Below are 19,402 nucleotides of genomic sequence, written 5' to 3' on the forward strand. Positions count from 1 at the left end.
CGATCATGGAACACCACGTGAGGGAAGGGGAGCTGACCTTCGGGAACGATTCTCCGGTGGACTGGCTCGGGGCCGCGTGGACGGAGTTGTCCGATCGGTCTCGGGCCGTTTACGTCGCCCGAAATGACGGAGCGACCCTCCAGGAGATCGGCGACCTCCATGGATTCACCCGCGAGTACGCCCGCCAGATCCTCGGGAAGGTCGAACGACATATCCGGGACCACGCCGAGATATCACTGCGGGAATGGCGGGATGCGTTGGTCGCGGCCTGCGCCGAGATGGCCACTCCCCAAGCCGAACTCGCGCGGGCGATAGGCGTCGCCAACCATACCGCAGTGAGGATCCTCGCGGAGGCCGCCGGCCTTCGCCCGCCCAGGACGTGGGCCGGTGACCTAATCGACTGGTGGTCCACCGATTCGACTGCGCTCGCACGGAGCCTGAAGAGGATCGTCGACGCAGCACCCTTTCGGAACCAAGCGTTGACCGCGCTCGCCACCGAGCATGAGATACCCGATGGCGCACCGCTTGAGACCCTCCTTACGCACAAGCGAAGCCCTCTCGTCCAGGGCATTGGGGAGGAGTGGTTGCGGAGACGCGCGCGATTCCGCGACGCCGCCTACCTGTGGTTATTAGAGCGGGGCTCCCCCCAACGGGTCGAGATGATCGCGCCCGCCATCCACGCCGAGAACCCACGCGCGATCGCCGAATCGATGCGCCGTGACGACCGCTTCGTCCAAATACGCCCCGAGGGAACCTGGGCTCTAGCTGAATGGCCCGGTCTCGACGGTACCGACTACCGCAGCGCGAGCGAGGTGGTAATCGATCTCGTCACCAAGTTTGGCCCGATCTCCAAAACCGATCTGTTCGCCCAGGCGATCCAGGTATACCCCGTGAGCAAATGGCGTCTGGAACAGTGCATGGTCCTCGACCAAATTGGTGAAACCTCTGATGGCCTAATCGATTTGATCGCGCGCGGTGCCCATTTCATCGAGACCACCGAGCCCGCGAAGCCAACTAACATGGCGTCGAACGACGACGGCACGATCTACGGCATCCGGATAACCGTAGACAAGGACATGATCCGCGGCAGTGGCGTCCTCGTACATCCATGGTTGACATGGCGCTTGGGTCTTCGACGCGCGCCGATGTCGATGAACTTCGACACCGACGACCTACCCGGCCCCATGATCGTCCGACGAAACGGAAGCGGCGCGCAACTTCCCAGCCTGCGCCATTTCCTGCTGAAACGAGGTCTAGTGCCCGGATGCGAGATAGTAGTCGTGCTGATGACCGAATCCAGGGTCTCGCGTATCCGGCATGCCTGCGGCAGTACTGCGAGTTGCCCAGCCCAAGGGCTCACTCAAGCGCACCGCGATCACAGATGAGGTCCCTTCACTCGGCTGCCTATACGCGTCTTCTACGTACACAGGAACACAGTCGGAACCACGTCCCAGGTGAGCGGGCCGGACCATCGGAGCGGAGGCCGCTTCGATGGTCCGCCACACCACGCTACGGAGCGCACAGGACATGACCGGCGCAGTTCCCGGACGCCTCACCCGTTGGTGCCGACCTATGCAGACTGCAATTGGATCGGTTCGAGCTCTGAACCGTGCCCACCACCGACTCACCAACTGATACCTCGGCCGCCGCGGCTACACCTACGGGTAGCCAAATACCGGGCCTCCGGCACTGACGATGCTCTCCGACCTCGGCGCCCTCGTCAACGGTTACCCGCTCCATCGCGCCGGAGTATCGACCACACACCCCGGCCTGGTGTACGTCGGGCTTGAGTTCCAGCGGTCGTTCTCCTCCAACACGCTGCGCGGGGTCCACCGTGACGCTGAGCACATCACCACCGCTCTAGCCGCCCATATCAACCGGGCACCGGCGAAGGTCGGCCTGTAGCCGAGCGCTACACGTCTAGGGTTTCGCCTACCAGCAACAACGACGCTACAGCCGAACAGATGTACGAATCAACGCGTCCATACCTACCGCTCAGCGCTGGACGAGCAATCGTCGTCGCGTAGCCACAGCGGGCGGAAAATTGCAGTACCCCACGCCGGGGTGCGGAAGTATTCGGCGCGCCGCGAAGGTCCTACGCTGAGGGGGAGAGCATGTTGCGCGCAGCTGCCACCTGTTCGATCGCTCGACAGTCGGCTTATACGCCTTCGTATCTCGCGCGAGCGTCGGCCATGCCAAACTGATCACACCGCAGCTAAGCAAAGAAAAGATGAGGGTGAGGTGCGATGCCAGTACGCGTCAGTGTTGCCCCCAGCCTCTTGGAGTGGGCTGTCGAACGTGCCGGCTGGGACGACGAGACGACACAACGCCGTGCCCCGAAGCTCGATGAGTGGATACGCGGCGACCGACAGCCGACTCTCAAGCAGTTGGAGAGCTTCGCGCAGGCGACTCACACGCCCTTCGGCCTGTTGTTCCTGTCCGAGCCCCCGAACGAGCCTGTGCCCATTCCGGACATGCGCACGGTCGGCAACGCGACGGTCCCCCGCCCATCTGTCGATCTGCTGGACACGATCTACATCTGCCAGACCCGGCAAGAGTGGTACCGCGACTACGCGCGGGATCACGGGGCGCCTCAGTTGGAATTCGTGGGCTCCGCGACGACCGATACGCCGCCGGTGGATGCGGCGCGGGCGGTCCGCGCTGCCCTCGACTTTGACCTGACCGAGCGCGCCGTCTTTGCCAATTCCGACGATGCGCTGCGGCGGCTGATCGACCGCATCGAGGCGATTGGCGTCCTCGTGATGGTGAACGGCATCGTCGGCGGCGACACTCACCGCGTGCTCGACCCGGAGGAGTTCCGGGGCTTCGCGCTGTCCGATCCGGTAGCGCCGCTGATCTTCGTCAACGGCGCCGACACTAAAGCGGCACAGATCTTCACGTTGGTCCATGAGCTCGCCCACGTCTGGCTCGGGCGCAGCGCCCTGTCCGACGCGGCGATGGTCGCGCAGGAAGGTGTTGCCGAGGAGCTGTGGTGCAACCGGGTCGCCGCCGAGGTCCTGGTCCCACTGGCTACTCTGCGCCGCGACTATCAGAGGGAGCTGACGCCCCAGGAGCTGACACGGCTGGCTCGCCGCTACAGGGTGAGCACGTTGGTGATCCTCAAGCGTCTGTTCGACGCGCGTTTCCTCGGCTGGGACCAGTACCGGGAGCGGTACGAGGTAGAGCGGGAGGCCGCCATCGAGTCGGCAAAGCGTGCCCGCGGAGCGAACTCCGGCGGGAACTACTACAACACCCAGCCGCTGCGCCTAAGCCGCCAGTTCGCGCGCGCCGTGGTCGCCAGTACCTACCAGGGCGACACCAGCTTCCGTGACGCCTTCCACCTGTTGGGAACCAAGAAGCACGAAACCTTCGCCCGCCTGGCCGACGAGATCGGAGTCGGTTGATGTACCTGGTTGACGCGAACGTTCTCATCGAGGCGAAGAACCGCTACTACGCGTTCGATATCGCCCCAGGATTCTGGGAATGGCTTGAGGGCGCGCATGCCGCTGGCGAAGTGTGCAGCATTGAGGCGGTGAAGAAAGAGCTGGTCGGCCGAGCCGACGAACTCTCGGCTTGGGCGCAGAGGAACAGTTCCTTCTTCCAGTCGATAGATCAGGCCACGACTGCTCACTTCCCGGCTCTCACAGTGTGGGCGGCGTCTCGTCCCTTCACTCCTGCAGCACTCGCGGAGTTCGCAGGCAACCAGGCTGATTACCAGCTGGTGGCTCATGCGCGCGGTCACAACCACGTACTGGTCACTCACGAGCGGGCGGACCCCAACTCGCGGAAGCGGGTGAAGATCCCTGACGCCTGCGCCGCGATCGGTGCCACGTGCATGGACCCGTTCGAGATGATGCGGCGCACCGGGGCGAAGCTGGAACTGAGCACCTAACCGACGACGGCCGTCCCTGTGCACAGCCCGACCGCTCAATCGCCATTGCCGTACGCACCGACCGTGACGCGCGGGAACTGATCAAGCGAGAGTCCGCGCGCGTACGCCAGGATCCGGACAAGCCCGAAACGGTGCTGGTCAATCTGCTGAACAGGCCCTGCACACACCGGGACCGGACGGCAGATGTTGCTGAACGCATAGCCAGTCCCCGTGCCTGGAGCGACATCATCGAATCGAATACGACTCCGCGATGACCAGGCGTTTTTCGGTTGTCCACGTTTGCGTATCCTGCCGAGGAATCGAACCTGCGACCGCCCAGCGGGCCACAGTGCGAACCGACCGCTCTCGCCTCCAGACATCGACCGCCGCACCATCAAGGTCGGCGACGGTCCGGCCTGGAGGCCGCGCTAACCTACCTGCGACCAGGTGGTCTGCTCACCGTGCAGGAGGCCACGCAGGTTTAGCGCCGACCCCGGACCTCTAGGAGCGAATGTTCATCGACCCGTTTGGCGTCGATGGTCAGCAAGCCGACGTGTCGGCGTTCGGTGGCCAGGCGCGGGACGGCGCCACATCGATCTACAGGACAAAGGGGCTACGGTCGGCCGTTCAGGAGAGCACTCTCGTTGTGCCACAAGATCTTTCCGAACAACTCTGGTGGATCTACCGGCTACTAAGGCCTTTTGGCGCAGATAGAACGCCGTCGGGGTGGTGCTACGGGTTCGGACACGCACCGCGCCTATGCCGAAGGCTGACCTTTCGGCACAAAGTTCTGGGAAATTGAGGTCAGCGTTGGGCGCTGCCGGGTTAACCGCAGGTCACTGTTCCTCAACCAATGGCTCACTTCCCGGATCGGCGAGGAGATCGGACCGCAGCAGACATTTTCGCGCTTCTAGGCCTACGTCGAACATGACAGTGGACAGAAAATGGGCGTACTGCTGCCGACGATCAAACGGCAGGCCGATCTCTACGAGGCTTGGACGCTAGCCGCCGACGACAAGGACCGACAGCTCACGACCGTCGAGATGTCGGTGTACCGCATGAAGGCCTTCGAGGTCGAACTGGTCAAGCCGATTCGGGTTTGCCTGCACGACCTAGAACGTGCGTTTACCGGCGACACCATCGACGGTGTCGTTGCGACAGTCGAAAGTTGGGTTGTTCGACGCATGTTCCTCCGCCTGACGACATCCGATTTGGGCAGCGTTGTCGCCGACATCACCCGCATCCACAACGATGCACCCGATGCCGAACTTGTCGACCGAGTTGCCAAGCCCTGTCCAGACTGAACGTCTCCAGCACATATTGGCCCGGCGACAACGAGATCCGTGCGGCGCTCGCTGCTGAAGCCGCCTACCGTCGCTTCAAGGTCGCGCGTCTGCGGGTCTTCATGGAAGCGATAGAGAACCAGTTCAGGCGGGTGACCAACCAGCCACAGGTGCCGCGACGCGGCTACCCGATCGAGCACATCCTGCCGCAGAAGTGGAAGGACAACTGGGCTATCGACGGACCCGAGGCCGAGATCGAACGCGGAGCGCATGTGCACCGACTCGGCAACCTGACCTTGCTCACCGATTCGCTCAACTCCAAGGTGCCCAACGGCGCTTGGGATCTCAAGCGGGACGCAATTCGAGAACACGACACCTGCTGCTCAACAGTCGACTTCTCAGCAGTATCGGCGACGAGCAGTGGGCAGAGGAAGCCATCGAGGCTCGCACCGAACGCATCATCGACGTGCTACTCGCCGTGTGGCCGGTGCCCCAAGGGCATACCGGGCAGGTGGTCGACCCCCGAGACAAGAGCCAAGACTGGGTCGAGGTGAAGGACCTCGTTGCGGCCGGACTCCTCACGCCAGGAACGATATTGACGCCGCGACAGGGAAACTGGCGATCGCGTGAAGCCCTCATTCGCGATAATGGCACGCTGGAAGCGGAGGGCCAATCATTCGGGTCACCCTCCGGAGCGGGTCGTCATGTCAAAGGCAGCGTGACCAACGGCTGGACCTTCTGGAGCCTCCCGGACGGAAGGCGACTCATTGACGTCCGGGCTGCATTCCGCGGTGAGAAGCCGACGGGCGACAACAAGACCACTGCACTCTCCGAAGCTGGCACTACCGAATGACCGCGGCGACTGCGCAGAGGTGGAGATCGCTACGCCGGGCGGATCGGACTGACCACGGGTAAGGCGATGGTGCGCGGTCGGTCAGTGCTGGCCCGGGCCCCTTTCGTTTGCCCATTGGACGTCCTGCCTTCTAGCTAGCCATCTCCAAAATGCCGAGCCCCAACGGGTCACAGCGAGGTGCTTCTATCAGGCGGGGGCGGATCGTTTTTGTAGGCCGATACCTTCGCGACACTCACGCTCCCCGCCACAACATTTAAGCGTGTCGTGGAATTTCCCGATGTCCAAGCGCGCACGGCTACCTTTCCATTACGGTCGATAGTCGATATATTAAGGTCGATCACGGATACAGTACTCAGCTCGGAAACCTCAACGCTTTCAACCGCATACAGACACAGTTCGACTTGAACCGTGTTGTAGCCGACGGCTCCCCACTTCCTAGGCGGATCAGTCGGAAACTCACGAAAATCGAACCGCAGATAGACACTTGGGCCGTCGCGGTGCAAGCGAATCTCGTGGAGCACAACGCCATCCAGCGATGGAGTGAAGGCCCCGAACACTCCTCGAATACTACGCGGCTCGTGCAGCGCATCAACCCAGCTCATCAGTGCATCCTATGTTTGGAAGGGATAGTGCCCAAGGGTTCCGGGCACTTTACCAGTTCGAGTATTTTCAATAGGCCGGACGTTGAAGTGGGGACCCTGGTCACCGACGCCATCTTCCCCATACCGGTGTCCCGCACTGTGATCTTGAATAACAATCCGGTTTCCATTTCCGGCAGTGAAATGGTACTCCTCGGTCATGATTTCCTGATAGTTTTCATCAAGGACTGCATGCCCCCACATATCCTCCATTCTTACACGCTCTACAGCGCTGGGCTGTTGGCTGGTCGGAATACCGGCGTCTCGCATTGCCTGCCGGAGCGCTGCGTGCCGAGTGGGCAATTCTTCGCTGTTGGAGTCCCCACAAGCCAAGCCCAGTGGATCTATCCATGACATCGGATTATGCGGATAGGTGTTCGGGTTGGGAGCCGGGTCGAGACCGAGCGGATCCTGAGTTAGGTATCGTCCCGTTTCGGGGTCATAATAGCGGTGGTGATTGTAGTGAAGCCCGCTCTCTGAATCGAATTGTTGCCCCTGGAAACGATGCGGCGTATCGATTCCTACCCAGGTTGTGGCACCCCACAGCGTGCTAGCCGAATGGGCCACAACCGCCCCTGTGTCAGGATCAACGAGATGGGTTGGACTGCCGTCCAGGCCACTGACGATCGCGTGGAACTGGCGATCGATTTCATGATTGTCGGCCGATTGAGTAAGCGGGATGTACGTGCCAGGATGGTACGACCACGCGGTGGTTGTGCGGCTACCATCCTCGCATACCGAAGCTTGTTCAGTGAGATGGGTACCATCCCAATTGAATTCGCTTCTACTGCGACCATTGACCAACATTTTCGAACGACGACGCCCGAAAGGGTCATACGTGTACTGCCACTGCTGGCCGTCCGGAGTTCGGACGCTGATCAGCTGATCGAAAGCATTGTATTCATAGTGCCACACAGCAGCTTTGCGAGAGATTCGGGTCTTCTCCTTCCGCAACAGCCTGCCTGCCGCATCGTAGTGGTAGCGGGTTCGGCCCGCGCGCGCAAGCAGATTGCGGCTGTACTCGAATTGAGGCGCGTCAGTCTCATCAGAGTCCATGCCTCTTCGACCGGCCATCGCGCCGGACTCGAAGATCAAGTTCGAGAGTGAATCGTAGCGGTACTCTTCGGCGATTGCCCCAGCAGCAGTGATACGCGCTACGCGACCGAGCGGATCTAGTGTGAAGTCTCGACGTTCGACGCCGGCCCGGTCAATCACAGAATGAGCCGAAAGGTAACCGTCCGGCCGCCACAAATATTCGTCGCGGTGAATTAGTTCTGATGGAATACTCGTCCGAGGATCTAGCTGAACGAGCTCACGGCTGACAGTTAAACCCGCCAGCCCGAAGGTGGAGTGCTGACCCACTCCCTCAGACCGCCAGCTGTTCTGGCGACCAACGGCATCATGGGTGAAATCGACTCGGCGCCCACATGTTCTAAGTGCCACGACCTTGTTCGAACGTCCGTACTCGAACTCCGTAGATACACCCATCGGCGAGGTGTGCGAGACACGGCGCCCATAGTTGTCATATCGGTATTCCGTCGGTATTTGACTGTCGATCTGCTGGCTCAGGAGTCTTCCGGCCGGCGAATGTCTAGATAGGAGGGAATGAGTGACAGTACGGGCTGATTCAGAGTTCAGTCCGTTTGCGGCCGTAGTTATCCTTCCCACGAGGTCATAGGTATATGAAACCCATTCGCCGGATTCGGCACGAGTACCAACAAGCTGCCCGAGTTGGTCGTAGGAGTTATAACGGCGAATCCCCGTCGGAGTCGTGACCACGGCGACAGCGCCCGACGGATTATAGGCGTATGTCGTTGTCGCATCGTTGTAATCTGTTTCGGAATAGACCTGCCCGGTGGGCCCATAGACATAGTGCCAGGTTTGTCCGTTCGGGTTCGATACGGACGTGAGTCGCCGCTCTGTATCCCAGGTGTACCGAGTGGTGTCGGTGCCGGTTGAAGCAAAGGACGCACAAAGGCTAAACGGGCCATAGACGTAGGTATCGATCCTGCCAGAGCGGTCGGTGCGTGCGACAAGGTTGCCCTCGCCGTCCCAATTCCATGTTTCGACAAGATCATCGGCGCCGGTGCGGCGCACGGGCTTACCCTCGTCGGACCAGTCATGGTGGACGGCCTGACCGAGCGGGTTCGTCGTCGTGGTCGGACGGCCGAAATGGTCACGAGCCACTGTGAGTATCCCGCCTACAGGGTCGATGGCGCGAACGGGAAGGCCCGCGGCGTCGACATCGACAGCTGTCGTCGCATCCGGGGAATCGGAAAATGTGTGGATGCCACCATTGGGGTGGTAGGTATACTGCCGGGAAATTCCGTCAGCATCAGTGACTGATGTTGCGTTCCCGGCATCGTCGTAGGTGTAGCGAGTGACTCCACCGTCGGCGGCCGTGATTGCGCTGGGACGGTGAAGGCTGTGGTATTCAAAGGTAATGGTTCGACCGTCTGGACGACGGACCATCGCGAGGTCGTCATTCATGTCGTATACGTATGTCGTCGTCGCTAGATCCGGCCCCACGCGGCGAACAGGTTTTCGACCGGCGAGATAATCGGTGCGGGTTGCGTGACCGAGGCCATCTGTCTCGATGTGGAGCCGCATTTGCGCATCGAATTGGTAGGTGGACGCCACGCCCAGCGAATCAGTCACTGTCGTAATAGCGCCTTGGCCATGCGGCAAGGTTTCGTAGGCAAATCGAGATGACCAAATGCCGTCGATCCCGTCCTGCGCGACAACGCGACCTTGGTTGTCGTAAGTGTTGGTGAACCAGGTATTGTTCGAGTCCCGCCACGACAGCATCCGATGGGAGTTGTCGTACGTGTAATGCGTTGTCGCACCAACTCCATTGGTGACTCCAACGAGATCACCTGACTGGTAAGCGAATTGACGGATTGCGGTCGATTCGCCGGTGCCAGAGCGGGCGTCGTCCACGGATATCGACGTCACTCGCCCCGAGCCGGTGGTGAAACTGATCTGGTAGTCGCCCGAGCTGGTGATCCTGGTTGGTGCACGGTCGAGGTCGTAGTGGAAGCGAATCCAGTTGTCATGGCGGTCGGTGATCGCGGTAATCGGAAAGTCACCGAGGACAGCGGATTCAGGATCAGGGGCCGCGAAGTACCAGGTGATTTCGCGGTCGGGGTCGTGGACTCGGAACGTGTCGGTGCTGGTGCGGGTCAGCGGCCACGGTGAATCACCATGTAGCGGAAGCACTGCCAGATCGGGAACGTCATGCGGGTAGGACAGCAGCATGCCGTCTTCGGCGACGAAGGTGACACCAGCGTGGTCGACGACTATCCGCAAGTCCAAGGCTGAGGACCACGACGGGCCGAACCATCGGCCGAATCGGTAATTGGAGCGGTGGCGACGCCACAGAACGACTGGCAGCACCCCCGGCAGGGTGATATCGACAACCGGCACGAAATACTCGCCGGTGGCGAAGTCCACCGGTTCGCGTCCGCCGCAGGTGCCTTTTGCGTCCTGGGTAGTCGCGGGGTCGCCGATGCGGGCCTTCTCCGGTGCGCCGTCGTTGGTCGTGGACGGCGACTCCGGCTTTTTCGCGTTGAGGTCAGGCGCGTTGGCTGGTGTGGTGTCTCCAGGGCTCGTACTTTTCGCGGGGGTGTCGGGTGTGCTGGCCGGATTCGTGGGCGTGTCAGGCTGTTTGGTGGTCGAGGGTGTTGTCGAGGTGTCGGTGTTCTTCGTAGCCGCGGGACTGGTAGTGGTGTTGTCGGCGTTCTTCGACGACTTCGACGGGGTCTTCTTGAACGCCTTCGCGATATTACCGAATGCCGACTTCAACTGCTTCAGCAACGGCTTCAGCTTCGCCATCGTCTTGGCCAATTTCGAGAACAACTTCGAGATCGTCGCCACAGTTTTCGCGATGTAGGCAGTGGCCTGGATCGCGACCAGCGGGGTCGCCAGACCTACCGAGAACACCAGCTCCGCCGCCCATACCGCGAGACGGCCAACGGTTTGGGCTACCAAGTCACGGACCGTTTCGCGAACCGCGGCCACGATCCCGCCGGCCATGCGGATCGCTGATGCTGCCGCGGTCGCGGCGGTGTTGGCGGCGGTGAGCAGGTTGGTGGTGTTGGACGCGGCGGATTTGTAGGCAGTGGCGGTTTGACCGGTCCAGTCCGAGACGTCTGCGGTGACCGCAGCGTTCTGTGCGGTGGCTACCTCGTTGATCCTGGTAGCGACGTTGTCCCAAGTTTTGGCATAAGCCTCGATCTGGGCGGGGTCACCGGCGATCCAGTCCAGGGCATCCTGGAGGGGTTGGCAGTGTTCGATCAGCCAACCGACGCCATAACCGGCCAGCGTGCCGAGGGGGTCGACGACCAACGAGACCGCCTCGGCACCGAGACCGACGACACCGAGACCGACCTCGATCCAGGAACCACCCGAGATCGCGTCAGAGAGATCGGTGACCGAGCTGACCAGACTGATGCCGGTGGACCAGTCGGTGGTGTCTTCCTTCGCTGCGATGAGCGGGTTCGTCATCAGACTTCGAGATTCTTCAGCGCAGCGGCATTGGTGGTGTCGCGGGTAGTGAACGCGTCGGCGACGGCGGTCAGGTTCGAGCTGGTGTCACCGAACGCATCGATCGCGGCCTGGATCGCGTCGATGCCATCGGTCTCGACCGAATCGACGAACAACGGACCGAGGAAAGCACACAGCTTCCCGAACGCGTCGGAGGGGGCTGAGACCGCCTGGGCTGCTTCGAGGGCTTGGGTCAAGCCGGAACCGGCCGAGGTGACGTTCGTGGCGTGGGATTTGATCTCGTCCGGGGAGACCCTCAGTTCCCCGCCTGCGCTTGCCATATTTTGGTGCCCGCCCCCTCGTGTGATGCCACCCCGAGTCGGCGGGCACACCCTGCCCGCGACTGCGGTGTCGAACCTGATCGAACAGGTCGCAACCCGAAGGTTCAGACCCGCGGCACGCAGTGCCAATGGCCGAGCGTAGCGGATGCGAGAGGGTTGGTACGTGCGGTGAAATCGATGGAACCGGAGGGGCCTTCGGTGCGTCTAAGGGTGCGAAGGAGTGCCATCTCCTTGTCGCAATGGGGCCGCCGATCGGGTCACACGGTTGAACATAGCGGGACTGTGGAGGTCTCACGGCGTGCAGCCTCGACAGGGCGAACTGGTGGGGTGGTGTCGTAGGCTGTGCGGAACGACGGGGTGGCCGGGTGCGGGGAGTACTTGGGTCGGCCGTTGGTTGGTGCGAGCTCGCCGCGTCGGTGTGGCTCGGTGATCGGGGAAGACGGAGGATGTTCGTGCGGCGACGGTCTGGGGTGGTGAGCGCGGTGTTGTGTGGGGTGCTTTCGGTAGCGGGGTGTTCCAGTACAGAGAGCGGGAATGCTCAGCCGAGTACGACCGACCCGGCGGCTGCTGCCGCTGCACTGTGGGACCCGTGCAGTCAGGTCCCAGATTCGATGCTGACCAACTTGGGGTTGGACGTCGCTTCGAAACGTTCTGGGATCCTGGGCGCGGAAGAGCCAGGGTGGAAGATCTGTTCCTGGGACGATGTGAACTTCCCGTCCGGCTTCGGAATCGGCGTCTTCTCGACGATCCGAACTGTCGACGAAGTACGAGCCAAGCCCACCAACATCGAGTTCAAAGACGTTGTGATCGCAGGCCGCAATGGTGTGCAGTTCCGGCAGAGCCACTACAAAGCGAACGAAGACTGCTCAATCGTTTTTCCGACATCCACCGGATTCGCCCAGCTGGACCTCCTCAACACCGGCACCAAGGCAAAGTCGGTGCCGCCATGCGAACGTCTACAGCCGATCGCAGAAGCGATCGTTCCGCTGTTTCCCAATTGAAGCGTCTGCAACCAAGGGGGGTGTCGTGGCTTCGAATGATGAGAAGTCCCGCTGGCAGTATCTGAACGAAGAGGCGAAAGCAGGCCGTCTGTACCTCGATCCTTCGGTTGCGACGAGCTGCCGTGATGCAAGTAACAGACAGATCGACCTCTTCAACACACTGAAGAATGAACTTCAGCACGTGTCAACCGTGACCGGTCTCGGGCGCTTCACTGCGGCCGACGAGCTGGCGAAGATGCTCGGCATGAAAGCCATTGGCGGAGAACGAGATTTCAAAACGGCCTTCGAAGAGCACATCGCCGTACTCGAACTGATCCGCGACACCATCGAGATCTCGGTGAAGAAGTACGAGGACCAGCAAATAGCCCAAGCGCAAGCAACGAACGCGTTGGGCAACGGCTACTGATCCACGATGGCCGCTGACCAGTCCACCCCGACGGGCAGGTCACATCCGCTCCGGTGCCGCGATTCCCAACTGCCCCAATCCGAGTTCCAGGGTGCGGGCAGCTAACTGGCACAATGCAATTCGGTTTGATCGGATCGGTTTGTCGGCCGCGATGACCGGGCACGAGTCGTAGAAGCCGGTGTAGACGCGGGCCAGTTCGTAGAGATAGCCTGCCAGCTGGTGTGGCTCCATCGTGTCGGCCACCTCGGCGAGGACAGTCCCGTAGCCGTCGAGGCACAAGGCGAGTTCACGCTCGGCTGGTTCCATCGGACCGGCGATATCCACGACCGCCGGGGTTGCGGCCTCGGCTTTGCGCAGGATCGAGCAGACCCGGGCGTGGGCATACTGCAGGTAGACACCGGTGTTGCCGTTGAGCGTGGTCATGCGGTCCGGATCGAAGGTGTAGTCCTTGACCCTGGATGTCGACAGATCCGCGTACTCCACCGCACCGATTCCCGCTTGTTCGGCGATGGCATCGACCTCCGCCGGTGACAGGTCCGGATTCTTCTCGGCGACAACCGCACGTGCACGCGCGACTGCTTCGTCGAGCAGGTCCATCAACCGAACCGTGCCGCCCGCACGGGTTTTGAACGGTCTGCCGTCCGGCCCGAGGATTGTGCCGTAAGCGACATGGTCGACCTCGATCGCATTGGTGAGCCAACCCATCCGCCGCGCCGTCTCGAACACCAGCTGGAAGTGCAGCGCCTGGCGCGAGTCGGTGACTTACAACAACCGGTCAGCGTATAGCGACGCGATGCGGTACCGGATAGTGGCCAAGTCGGTGCTGTCGTAGCCATAGCCACCGTCACGTTTGCGGACCATCAGCACCGACGGCTGATCCTCCAGGCCTTTGACCTGCTCGGACAGGACGACGATCGCACCGTCACTGTCGACGGCTACGCCCTTGTCGATGAGTTCGGCGACGGTATCAGCCAGTTGGTCGTTGTAGAAAGACTCACCGATGTAGTCATCGGGGGTGAGCAGGACGCCCAGCCGGTCATAGATCGCACCGAAGGCCTTCTCGGACTCGGCAACGATCTCCCGCCACCGCGCGACGGTGTCTGGTTCCCCGGCTTGCAGCGCAACCACCCGAGTTCGTGCCCGATCAGCGAAGGCAGAGTCGGAGTCGAACTGGGCGCGGGCAGCCTTGTACAGGCTGTCCAGAGCCGACACCGAACTCGTGTCAGCATCGAGTTCTTCAGTGTGCCAGGGTGATTCAGGATGATCGTCGATGTACTGGATCAGCATCCCGAACTGAGTGCCCCAATCGCCCACTTCCTGATGATCGACGACCCCGTCCAGTCGATGGACCCGACAAAGTCGACGGGTTGGCCCGAGTGCTCGCCGACGTCGCTCGCGCGAGGCAGGTGATCGTGTTCACCCACGCCCCGCGGCTTCCAGAAGCAGTGCGGCGCTTGCAGATTCCTGCAACGGTCCTCGACGTTCAGCGCCGGGAACGATCTGTAGTCGAATCCGGGTATCAATTGACCCGGTCCGTCGCTACATCGACGACGCCCGCGCCCTGAGCCTCACCCCCCTGGCGTTGCGGCACCGATACGGCGTAGCGCCACGATGGTGCACGACCCGAGCGCGGCCGACTTATGGATCAGGTATCGAGTCGGTTACCGACTGGATCGTACATCCGACGCCCATCCGGACCGAGCCAGTAACCTTCGTCATCCCGGGTATACAGCAGCGCGCCATCCTTATCGCGCCACACGCGGCCATCAGGTGACACGGTCTCGCCCCGCCGGTACGGGCCAGATAGGGATGGGTCTGTCTCTTCGATGACGTCACGTGGTGCGGTGGGATCCATTGCACGCAGGCGCACGCCCGCACGCATCTTCTCGAAATTCTCCAGTTTGGCCATTGCCTGCCGGAATTCTTCGTCGCCGTATTCCATGATTGCACCTTGCTATTGTTCGACCATCTGAACGACGGTCCTGCCCGTAGCGGGATCGACAAACTTGTTACCCACTATGAATTTGGTGTTGGACGGGAACAACACTTCACAGTCGGTGCCGAACGACTGCCCAGTGTCCGGGTCGGAGAATTTTCGCCCATTCTTGGATATGATCTGCATTTCCACATTCTTGCTGTCCGCGAACACATCAGACACGCCCTCCGGCTTGTTCGACGTGGACATGAACCCCGGATCAGACCACGACTTACCCTTCTCCATCGCGGCCAGGTCGTTTGCGTTCATATTGACGTGCCGCACAACCTCCCCCTCATGCTTGGGCAGCTTCCCCAATGCCTCATTCAACTTATCGATCTGAGCTTGCTGCTCCGGGGTCGGAGTCTCGCCATTTCGCACAATATTGTTGAGGTCAGCGCCGCGCTTGTCGGACGGACCCCAAGCCAAGACCTCGCGATCTGCCTGATCAAGCTTGCCGACCAGCCCTGACCGCCCAGGGCTCTTCGCCGGGTCCAGCTTCTGAAGCTCCTTCAACTTCTGTTTGTTCTGGGCCATATCGACGATATTGTCGAATTTGTGAATCAGCCCCTCATTCTTGAACAACACAACCAAGGGCCTGATTTTCGGACCGTATACCGACACGATGCGCGTGAGTCGACCGGCTGCGACAGCGGTGCCGACAGCTGCCGCGAGCCCGAAAGTAACGAACGACGCCGCGATCGAGACAAACGCCGTCACCCCGATTTGGATGGCGATCTCTTTGGCCATCTCTTCGAGGAAATTCATGATGCCCTCGCGCATCGCGACCAAAGCCGCTCGATGCACTTCGACACTGCCGGCAATATCGGAGAATCCGCCTATGATGGAATCCGCGGTGTTCTTCATCTCCCGGATATCCTCGTCGATCGAGTCGTACTCGTCGGCGGTGATTTCGGAGAACAAGCCAGCGATGCGGTGAAGTTCAGCGCTGAACCCAGTCACTGCCGCAGCGGTCGAGAGGTTCTTCCACACTGCACCGGCATTGGTGAGCTTGCCCACGTCTCCATCAGGCACGGTGATACCGACCTCGGAGGCCAGACCGATGACTTCTTCCAAGCCGCTACCGCGCCCACCAGCGGTCCCGATCGGGACGATATAACTGCCCCAGGTCCGCGCTTCCGGCATCTGAGGTCTCGGCGGCAGACTCGCGCCGAACTCGGTGGTGGCGAAGTGGTCCCCGAGTTCATGGTTGTACCCAGCCTCCATGAGCACGCGACCATAAGCGTTGGCTGCAAGGGCGAGCTCGTCGGCAGTGTGTAGTAGCTCGGCGGCCTTTGCGTCATACTTCGCGGCCCAGGCGGTGGCCTCTTGGTACGAGCCGCACATGTTTGCGCACTGGCGCAATGGATGCACCTGGTTGAAGATGGCGTCAGACCACGCGGTGGCTGCGGCGCACAGCTCTCGACCAGCGCTGTAATAGACGTTGGTGTCGACATCCACCATCGTCACGACAGATGCCCTTCGACGCTCACAGACCCGGAACCACGCCCGAAGAGCGCCCGATTCGCGTTGATGGTCGCCGTATAGGCGTCGTGGGCGCTGCGTGCCGCGGCCCGCATCTTCTCGATCCCGGCCTCAGCCGTGCGCGCTGAGTCGATCCACTCCACATGCGCGGTGTCGTAGGCGGATGCGGCCGCACCGTTCCAATCAGCCTGCATCTTCTGGACCCGCTCATCGATCTCGACCAATGACTCCTCGAGGAAGGTCTTCAACGCATGATCTGGACAACGGCATCATCCAGATCAGTCAAGTTCACCCGGTAGCGCATATATCCTTTCCTCCCCAACCTGGTGCGTAGGTGCCCCGGCGGTCACTCACAAATCCAGGGAGAACCCATCAGGCAGTCCCGACGCCCAATCCCAATCCTGTTGGGTCAGCTGCACAGTAGTAACTCCCAGTGCGTTGGCCATGTCGCTCAGCGCGTTTAGAACACCAGCGACACCCGTGCACGCTTCGGTCCACCCGGCCCGAAATGCCTCCGCCGCCGGACCCTGCCAACCCACCAACAGACCGTCCACATCAGCATCGGTGGCCCGCACTCCGGTCAGCAACGACTGCGCAGTCTGTTGGATGTAGCGGCCCGCGTCCTGGACATCATCGGGCGTGATCGAAAACGACCCCTCTGGCGAACTCACTATCCCTGCCTCTCCCGTTCATCAAGCTGCTCCCCCACGGGATTGTCCGTCGACTCGCGGGTTGTGATGCTTTCAAGCCGCAATTGACGCCGGGCCCAGGGTCTCATATTGGATCGGTGGCGTCCGGAACTGGCCTCGCCGCCGCCCTCCAGGATCGCTCGGTCCACGTCACGATGGCCAGTCCTGTAGGAACCTGGCCTCGACCTCAGGGACCTCGTCGACCCTGCCTCAGACAGATTTCTCTCCGCAGTCTTCAGGCCAGACGGCGCACGATGGTCAGCGACACCCCTCAGGGCTGTCGTCCGGCATGAGCTGGTCGTCGGCGAACTGCTGATCACCACGTGGATCGATGTACAGGTCATCGCCCCCGACGGGAGTCGAGATATCGGCCGTCGTCACGAACATCCAACCAGCTCACCACCCTCGGAGTCAGCGGCGCGACGGGCTGATCGAGGTGAGCCAGGCCGGTAACGGTTCGCGGGCGGCGAGCCACGCCTCGGGCAACCCGGTTCCAGTGGCGGCGCCGGTGTAAGCGGCGACGACTCCCCCGGCGATCGCGCAAGTGGTGTCGATATCGCCATCCGCTTCGATGCAGGCGGTGACGGCCGCCGGGTAGTCGTCCAAATACGTTGCGGCGACCCACAATGCGAATGGCACCGTGTCCTGCGCCTTCACCCGGGATCCGTTGCCCAGTTCGTGTGCGGCCTCGACGATGCTTGTGCCGAGCAGGGTACGAGCACGACGGACGCCGCGCGTTGTCTCGCCGGGTTCGAGACGGTCCAGGACAGCGGTGAGGAATTCTGTTGCAGTGGGCAGGTTTTGGGTGCGGCGTGCATGAGCTGCCTGCCCCGCAGCGATCGCCACCGCGACCGCGCCGATCACTCCTTCAGGGTGCATATGGGTGACCTGTGCCGACCGAACTGCTTCGGTGACAACCCGTTGTGGATCGTCGCAGTAGTAGGCCCCTAGCGGGGCGACCCGCATCGCCGCACCGTTGCCGCACGAACCTTGACCTTCGAACGCCGCTGCGGCTGCCTCTCGCCAGTGCGCGCCGTTGCGAATACGTCGAAGCGTCGTGACCGTCGCATGCCCGTAGTCGCGCTCCGGAGAGAAGCGGCGCGCGAAACCCGCGGCCAGCCGATCCTGGTCGGTGTGCTGATGGCGGCGCAGTTCCGCGACAAGGATGCAGGCCATCTCGGTGTCATCGGTCCAGTCCCACGGCCCTGGTGGAGGACTGCCCGACCGAAGATTCGGGAGCGACCTGCCCATGATGAAGAACTGCGCCCCCAGCGCATCGCCGACAGAGAGCCCATCGAGCGAATCGAGCATCAGTTCGACACGACCGATGGCGGGATCCGAACGCCGTCTCCATCCCATCACGTTATCGACAGCCCTCGGGGTCCGGCTGCACAGACCGGCTGAACTGCGCTTACCGTGGTGTAAGCGCGCACCGTGTTGTAAGGAACTGATCGAATTGCCGACTGGATCGAACACTCGGCGACTATCCGAGGCGACCAGACATCTTCGCTATCCCGGTGGTAGGCCAGCGCGCCGCTGTTCTCGACGTGCCTCCTTCGACGCTGCCTAGCGAATTGATCTTCGCCGTACGCGATCGGCACCGACCCAGGCTGTTCGCGTTCGGCGCGTTCGGGGTCCCGATAGTTGTCACGCCGTGGGCTCATACGGATGTCCTTACGCTCCAACAAACCGGCCAGCACGGGGATGGCAGCCAGATCAAACATCAGGCAATCAGATCGACCCTAGACTGGGCAAGTTCGGCGCTCGCGCTCCCGACAGTCGTACCGGCCTGCAGACTGTGCGGATCTCCCCAAACGTCGCTCACCACGGCGCCTGCTTCCAGGGCTAACAGAACGCCCCCGCTGTATCCCACGGCTTGTTTGCCAAGATCACGCAGGCGTCGGTTCTCCCCTGTGCCAACCACGCGAGGTCAAGCGATGCCGTACCGAGCATCCGAATGCGCTCAGCATGACCCGCAAGCGCCGCAGTACTTTGAGCCGTTCGACGTTCTTGCCAACCGCATCTGGGCCGACTGAGTAGTCGCCGATCGACACTATCGATGAGGAGATCTGCCGGACTCCGCTCGCAAAGATCTGCTCGTCGTTCACGTACGACCCGCCACCGAGGCTCGCATTATAGGAACGGTGCCACGATTGCCGCCACGACAGCCCTCTCACCGCACAGAAGCGCCAATGACACTGCGCACAAGGGGATTCCGTGAACGACGTTCGATGTACCGTCGATGGGGTCCAAACCCAGCGAAACTCGCCGCCCCTGTCCTGTCCGGCTGTCTCCTCGCCGAGGAACGAAAACCCCGGTGTATTGACGCGAGGTAGTTCCGGACTGCACGTTCGATCTAGGCGATTAACGATCCC

20 protein-coding genes and 2 pseudogenes are annotated in these 19,402 nt (G+C 61.7%); 9 read left to right on the plus strand and 13 right to left on the minus strand.

The features are described from left to right. Nucleotides 1-5: 5 nt before the first annotated feature. The 7 genes and pseudogenes from ACFWPX_RS17190 (at nucleotide 6) to ACFWPX_RS17220 (ending at nucleotide 6,007) form a co-directional block, all read left to right on the plus strand. Entirely contained in the window at nucleotides 6-1,385 is a 1,380-nt protein-coding gene (locus ACFWPX_RS17190; protein WP_378928194.1) for a hypothetical protein, read from the plus strand. Between the two features lie 310 nt (nucleotides 1,386-1,695). Beyond that, nucleotides 1,696-1,905, plus strand: coding sequence for a hypothetical protein (locus ACFWPX_RS17195; protein WP_378928195.1), 210 nt, complete (start codon nucleotides 1,696-1,698; stop codon nucleotides 1,903-1,905). A 341-nt stretch (nucleotides 1,906-2,246) separates the two neighbouring features. Continuing rightward, nucleotides 2,247-3,404 (plus strand): ImmA/IrrE family metallo-endopeptidase, encoded by a 1,158-nt coding sequence (locus ACFWPX_RS17200; protein WP_378928196.1) that lies wholly within the window; start codon nucleotides 2,247-2,249, stop codon nucleotides 3,402-3,404. Beyond that, a complete protein-coding gene (locus ACFWPX_RS17205; protein WP_378928197.1) occupies nucleotides 3,404-3,892 on the plus strand; it encodes a DUF4411 family protein in 489 nt (162 codons plus the stop codon). The genes ACFWPX_RS17200 and ACFWPX_RS17205 overlap by 1 nt, the downstream gene beginning before the upstream one ends. A gap of 923 nt (nucleotides 3,893-4,815) precedes the next feature. After that, complete coding sequence (locus tag ACFWPX_RS17210; protein WP_378928198.1) at nucleotides 4,816-5,175, plus strand: hypothetical protein; 360 nt, start codon at nucleotides 4,816-4,818, stop codon at nucleotides 5,173-5,175. Between the two features lie 35 nt (nucleotides 5,176-5,210). After that, nucleotides 5,211-5,465 (plus strand): annotated as a pseudogene (locus ACFWPX_RS17215) (HNH endonuclease family protein); the annotation flags it as partial. 26 nt (nucleotides 5,466-5,491) lie between these two features. Further along, on the plus strand, nucleotides 5,492-6,007 hold the full coding sequence (locus tag ACFWPX_RS17220; protein WP_378928199.1) for a hypothetical protein: 516 nt from the start codon (nucleotides 5,492-5,494) through the stop codon (nucleotides 6,005-6,007). 167 nt (nucleotides 6,008-6,174) lie between these two features. On the opposite strand, the gene ACFWPX_RS17225 is transcribed toward ACFWPX_RS17220, so the two are convergent. From ACFWPX_RS17225 to ACFWPX_RS17235, 3 genes are read right to left on the minus strand one after another with little or no spacing between them, the layout of a single operon-like run. After that, nucleotides 6,175-6,609 (minus strand): Imm50 family immunity protein, encoded by a 435-nt coding sequence (locus tag ACFWPX_RS17225; RefSeq protein ID WP_378928200.1) that lies wholly within the window; start codon nucleotides 6,607-6,609, stop codon nucleotides 6,175-6,177. 9 nt (nucleotides 6,610-6,618) lie between these two features. Further along, nucleotides 6,619-11,151, minus strand: a complete 4,533-nt coding sequence (locus ACFWPX_RS17230) for an HNH/endonuclease VII fold putative polymorphic toxin (RefSeq protein ID WP_378928201.1) — start codon at nucleotides 11,149-11,151, stop codon at nucleotides 6,619-6,621. Next, a complete protein-coding gene (locus tag ACFWPX_RS17235; RefSeq protein WP_378928202.1) occupies nucleotides 11,151-11,471 on the minus strand; it encodes a type VII secretion target in 321 nt (106 codons plus the stop codon). The genes ACFWPX_RS17230 and ACFWPX_RS17235 overlap by 1 nt, the downstream gene beginning before the upstream one ends. Nucleotides 11,472-11,917: 446 nt before the next feature. On the opposite strand from ACFWPX_RS17235, the gene ACFWPX_RS17240 reads away from it, so the two are divergent. Then, nucleotides 11,918-12,472 (plus strand): DUF3558 domain-containing protein, encoded by a 555-nt coding sequence (locus tag ACFWPX_RS17240; RefSeq protein WP_378928203.1) that lies wholly within the window; start codon nucleotides 11,918-11,920, stop codon nucleotides 12,470-12,472. 25 nt (nucleotides 12,473-12,497) lie between these two features. After that, nucleotides 12,498-12,878, plus strand: coding sequence for a hypothetical protein (locus ACFWPX_RS17245; protein WP_378928204.1), 381 nt, complete (start codon nucleotides 12,498-12,500; stop codon nucleotides 12,876-12,878). 39 nt (nucleotides 12,879-12,917) lie between these two features. On the opposite strand, the gene ACFWPX_RS17250 is transcribed toward ACFWPX_RS17245, so the two are convergent. The 10 genes and pseudogenes from ACFWPX_RS17250 to ACFWPX_RS17295 form a co-directional block, all read right to left on the minus strand. Next, complete coding sequence (locus ACFWPX_RS17250; protein WP_378928228.1) at nucleotides 12,918-13,301, minus strand: DALR anticodon-binding domain-containing protein; 384 nt, start codon at nucleotides 13,299-13,301, stop codon at nucleotides 12,918-12,920. A 69-nt stretch (nucleotides 13,302-13,370) separates the two neighbouring features. After that, nucleotides 13,371-14,165: pseudogene (gene argS, locus ACFWPX_RS17255) on the minus strand (arginine--tRNA ligase); the annotation flags it as partial. A gap of 358 nt (nucleotides 14,166-14,523) precedes the next feature. Continuing rightward, nucleotides 14,524-14,820 carry a hypothetical protein gene (locus ACFWPX_RS17260; protein ID WP_378921093.1) on the minus strand — a complete coding sequence of 99 codons (297 nt, stop codon included), beginning with the start codon at nucleotides 14,818-14,820 and terminating at the stop codon, nucleotides 14,524-14,526. A gap of 12 nt (nucleotides 14,821-14,832) precedes the next feature. Next, the gene (locus ACFWPX_RS17265) at nucleotides 14,833-16,317 is read right to left on the minus strand and encodes an ADP-ribosyltransferase (protein ID WP_378928229.1); all 1,485 of its coding nucleotides are present in this window, start codon (nucleotides 16,315-16,317) and stop codon (nucleotides 14,833-14,835) included. 2 nt (nucleotides 16,318-16,319) lie between these two features. Beyond that, a complete protein-coding gene (locus ACFWPX_RS17270; RefSeq protein ID WP_378928205.1) occupies nucleotides 16,320-16,586 on the minus strand; it encodes a WXG100 family type VII secretion target in 267 nt (88 codons plus the stop codon). Between the two features lie 102 nt (nucleotides 16,587-16,688). Further along, the gene (locus tag ACFWPX_RS17275) at nucleotides 16,689-17,009 is read right to left on the minus strand and encodes a WXG100 family type VII secretion target (protein ID WP_378921097.1); all 321 of its coding nucleotides are present in this window, start codon (nucleotides 17,007-17,009) and stop codon (nucleotides 16,689-16,691) included. A 276-nt stretch (nucleotides 17,010-17,285) separates the two neighbouring features. Next, nucleotides 17,286-17,414: a hypothetical protein gene (locus ACFWPX_RS17280; RefSeq protein ID WP_378921099.1), complete on the minus strand. Its 129-nt coding sequence runs from the start codon at nucleotides 17,412-17,414 to the stop codon at nucleotides 17,286-17,288. 24 nt (nucleotides 17,415-17,438) lie between these two features. Continuing rightward, complete coding sequence (locus ACFWPX_RS17285; RefSeq protein WP_378928206.1) at nucleotides 17,439-18,386, minus strand: ADP-ribosylglycohydrolase family protein; 948 nt, start codon at nucleotides 18,384-18,386, stop codon at nucleotides 17,439-17,441. Nucleotides 18,387-18,872: 486 nt separating this feature from the next. Beyond that, complete coding sequence (locus ACFWPX_RS17290; protein ID WP_378921112.1) at nucleotides 18,873-19,088, minus strand: inositol monophosphatase family protein; 216 nt, start codon at nucleotides 19,086-19,088, stop codon at nucleotides 18,873-18,875. A 72-nt stretch (nucleotides 19,089-19,160) separates the two neighbouring features. Then, entirely contained in the window at nucleotides 19,161-19,376 is a 216-nt protein-coding gene (locus tag ACFWPX_RS17295; protein WP_378921103.1) for an inositol monophosphatase family protein, read from the minus strand. Between the last annotated feature and the right edge of the window lie 26 nt (nucleotides 19,377-19,402).

The sequence above is a fragment of the Nocardia sp. NPDC058518 genome (assembly GCF_042719655.1).
Lineage (GTDB): Bacteria > Actinomycetota > Actinomycetes > Mycobacteriales > Mycobacteriaceae > Nocardia.

What these genes read in the sequence shown, in the direction of transcription:
- ACFWPX_RS17190 (WP_378928194.1), top strand. Translation starts at nt 6, where the DNA reads ATGGAACACCACGTGAGGGAAGGGGAGCTGACCTTCGGGAACGATTCT.
- ACFWPX_RS17195 (WP_378928195.1), top strand. Translation starts at nt 1,696, where the DNA reads ATGCTCTCCGACCTCGGCGCCCTCGTCAACGGTTACCCGCTCCATCGC.
- ACFWPX_RS17200 (WP_378928196.1), top strand. Translation starts at nt 2,247, where the DNA reads ATGCCAGTACGCGTCAGTGTTGCCCCCAGCCTCTTGGAGTGGGCTGTC.
- ACFWPX_RS17205 (WP_378928197.1), top strand. Translation starts at nt 3,404, where the DNA reads ATGTACCTGGTTGACGCGAACGTTCTCATCGAGGCGAAGAACCGCTAC.
- ACFWPX_RS17210 (WP_378928198.1), top strand. Translation starts at nt 4,816, where the DNA reads ATGGGCGTACTGCTGCCGACGATCAAACGGCAGGCCGATCTCTACGAG.
- ACFWPX_RS17225 (WP_378928200.1), bottom strand. Translation starts at nt 6,609, where the DNA reads ATGAGCTGGGTTGATGCGCTGCACGAGCCGCGTAGTATTCGAGGAGTG.
- ACFWPX_RS17230 (WP_378928201.1), bottom strand. Translation starts at nt 11,151, where the DNA reads ATGACGAACCCGCTCATCGCAGCGAAGGAAGACACCACCGACTGGTCC.
- ACFWPX_RS17235 (WP_378928202.1), bottom strand. Translation starts at nt 11,471, where the DNA reads ATGGCAAGCGCAGGCGGGGAACTGAGGGTCTCCCCGGACGAGATCAAA.
- ACFWPX_RS17240 (WP_378928203.1), top strand. Translation starts at nt 11,918, where the DNA reads ATGTTCGTGCGGCGACGGTCTGGGGTGGTGAGCGCGGTGTTGTGTGGG.
- ACFWPX_RS17250 (WP_378928228.1), bottom strand. Translation starts at nt 13,301, where the DNA reads ATGACCACGCTCAACGGCAACACCGGTGTCTACCTGCAGTATGCCCAC.
- ACFWPX_RS17260 (WP_378921093.1), bottom strand. Translation starts at nt 14,820, where the DNA reads ATGGAATACGGCGACGAAGAATTCCGGCAGGCAATGGCCAAACTGGAG.
- ACFWPX_RS17265 (WP_378928229.1), bottom strand. Translation starts at nt 16,317, where the DNA reads ATGGTGGATGTCGACACCAACGTCTATTACAGCGCTGGTCGAGAGCTG.
- ACFWPX_RS17280 (WP_378921099.1), bottom strand. Translation starts at nt 17,414, where the DNA reads ATGTTCGTGACGACGGCCGATATCTCGACTCCCGTCGGGGGCGATGAC.
- ACFWPX_RS17285 (WP_378928206.1), bottom strand. Translation starts at nt 18,386, where the DNA reads ATGGGATGGAGACGGCGTTCGGATCCCGCCATCGGTCGTGTCGAACTG.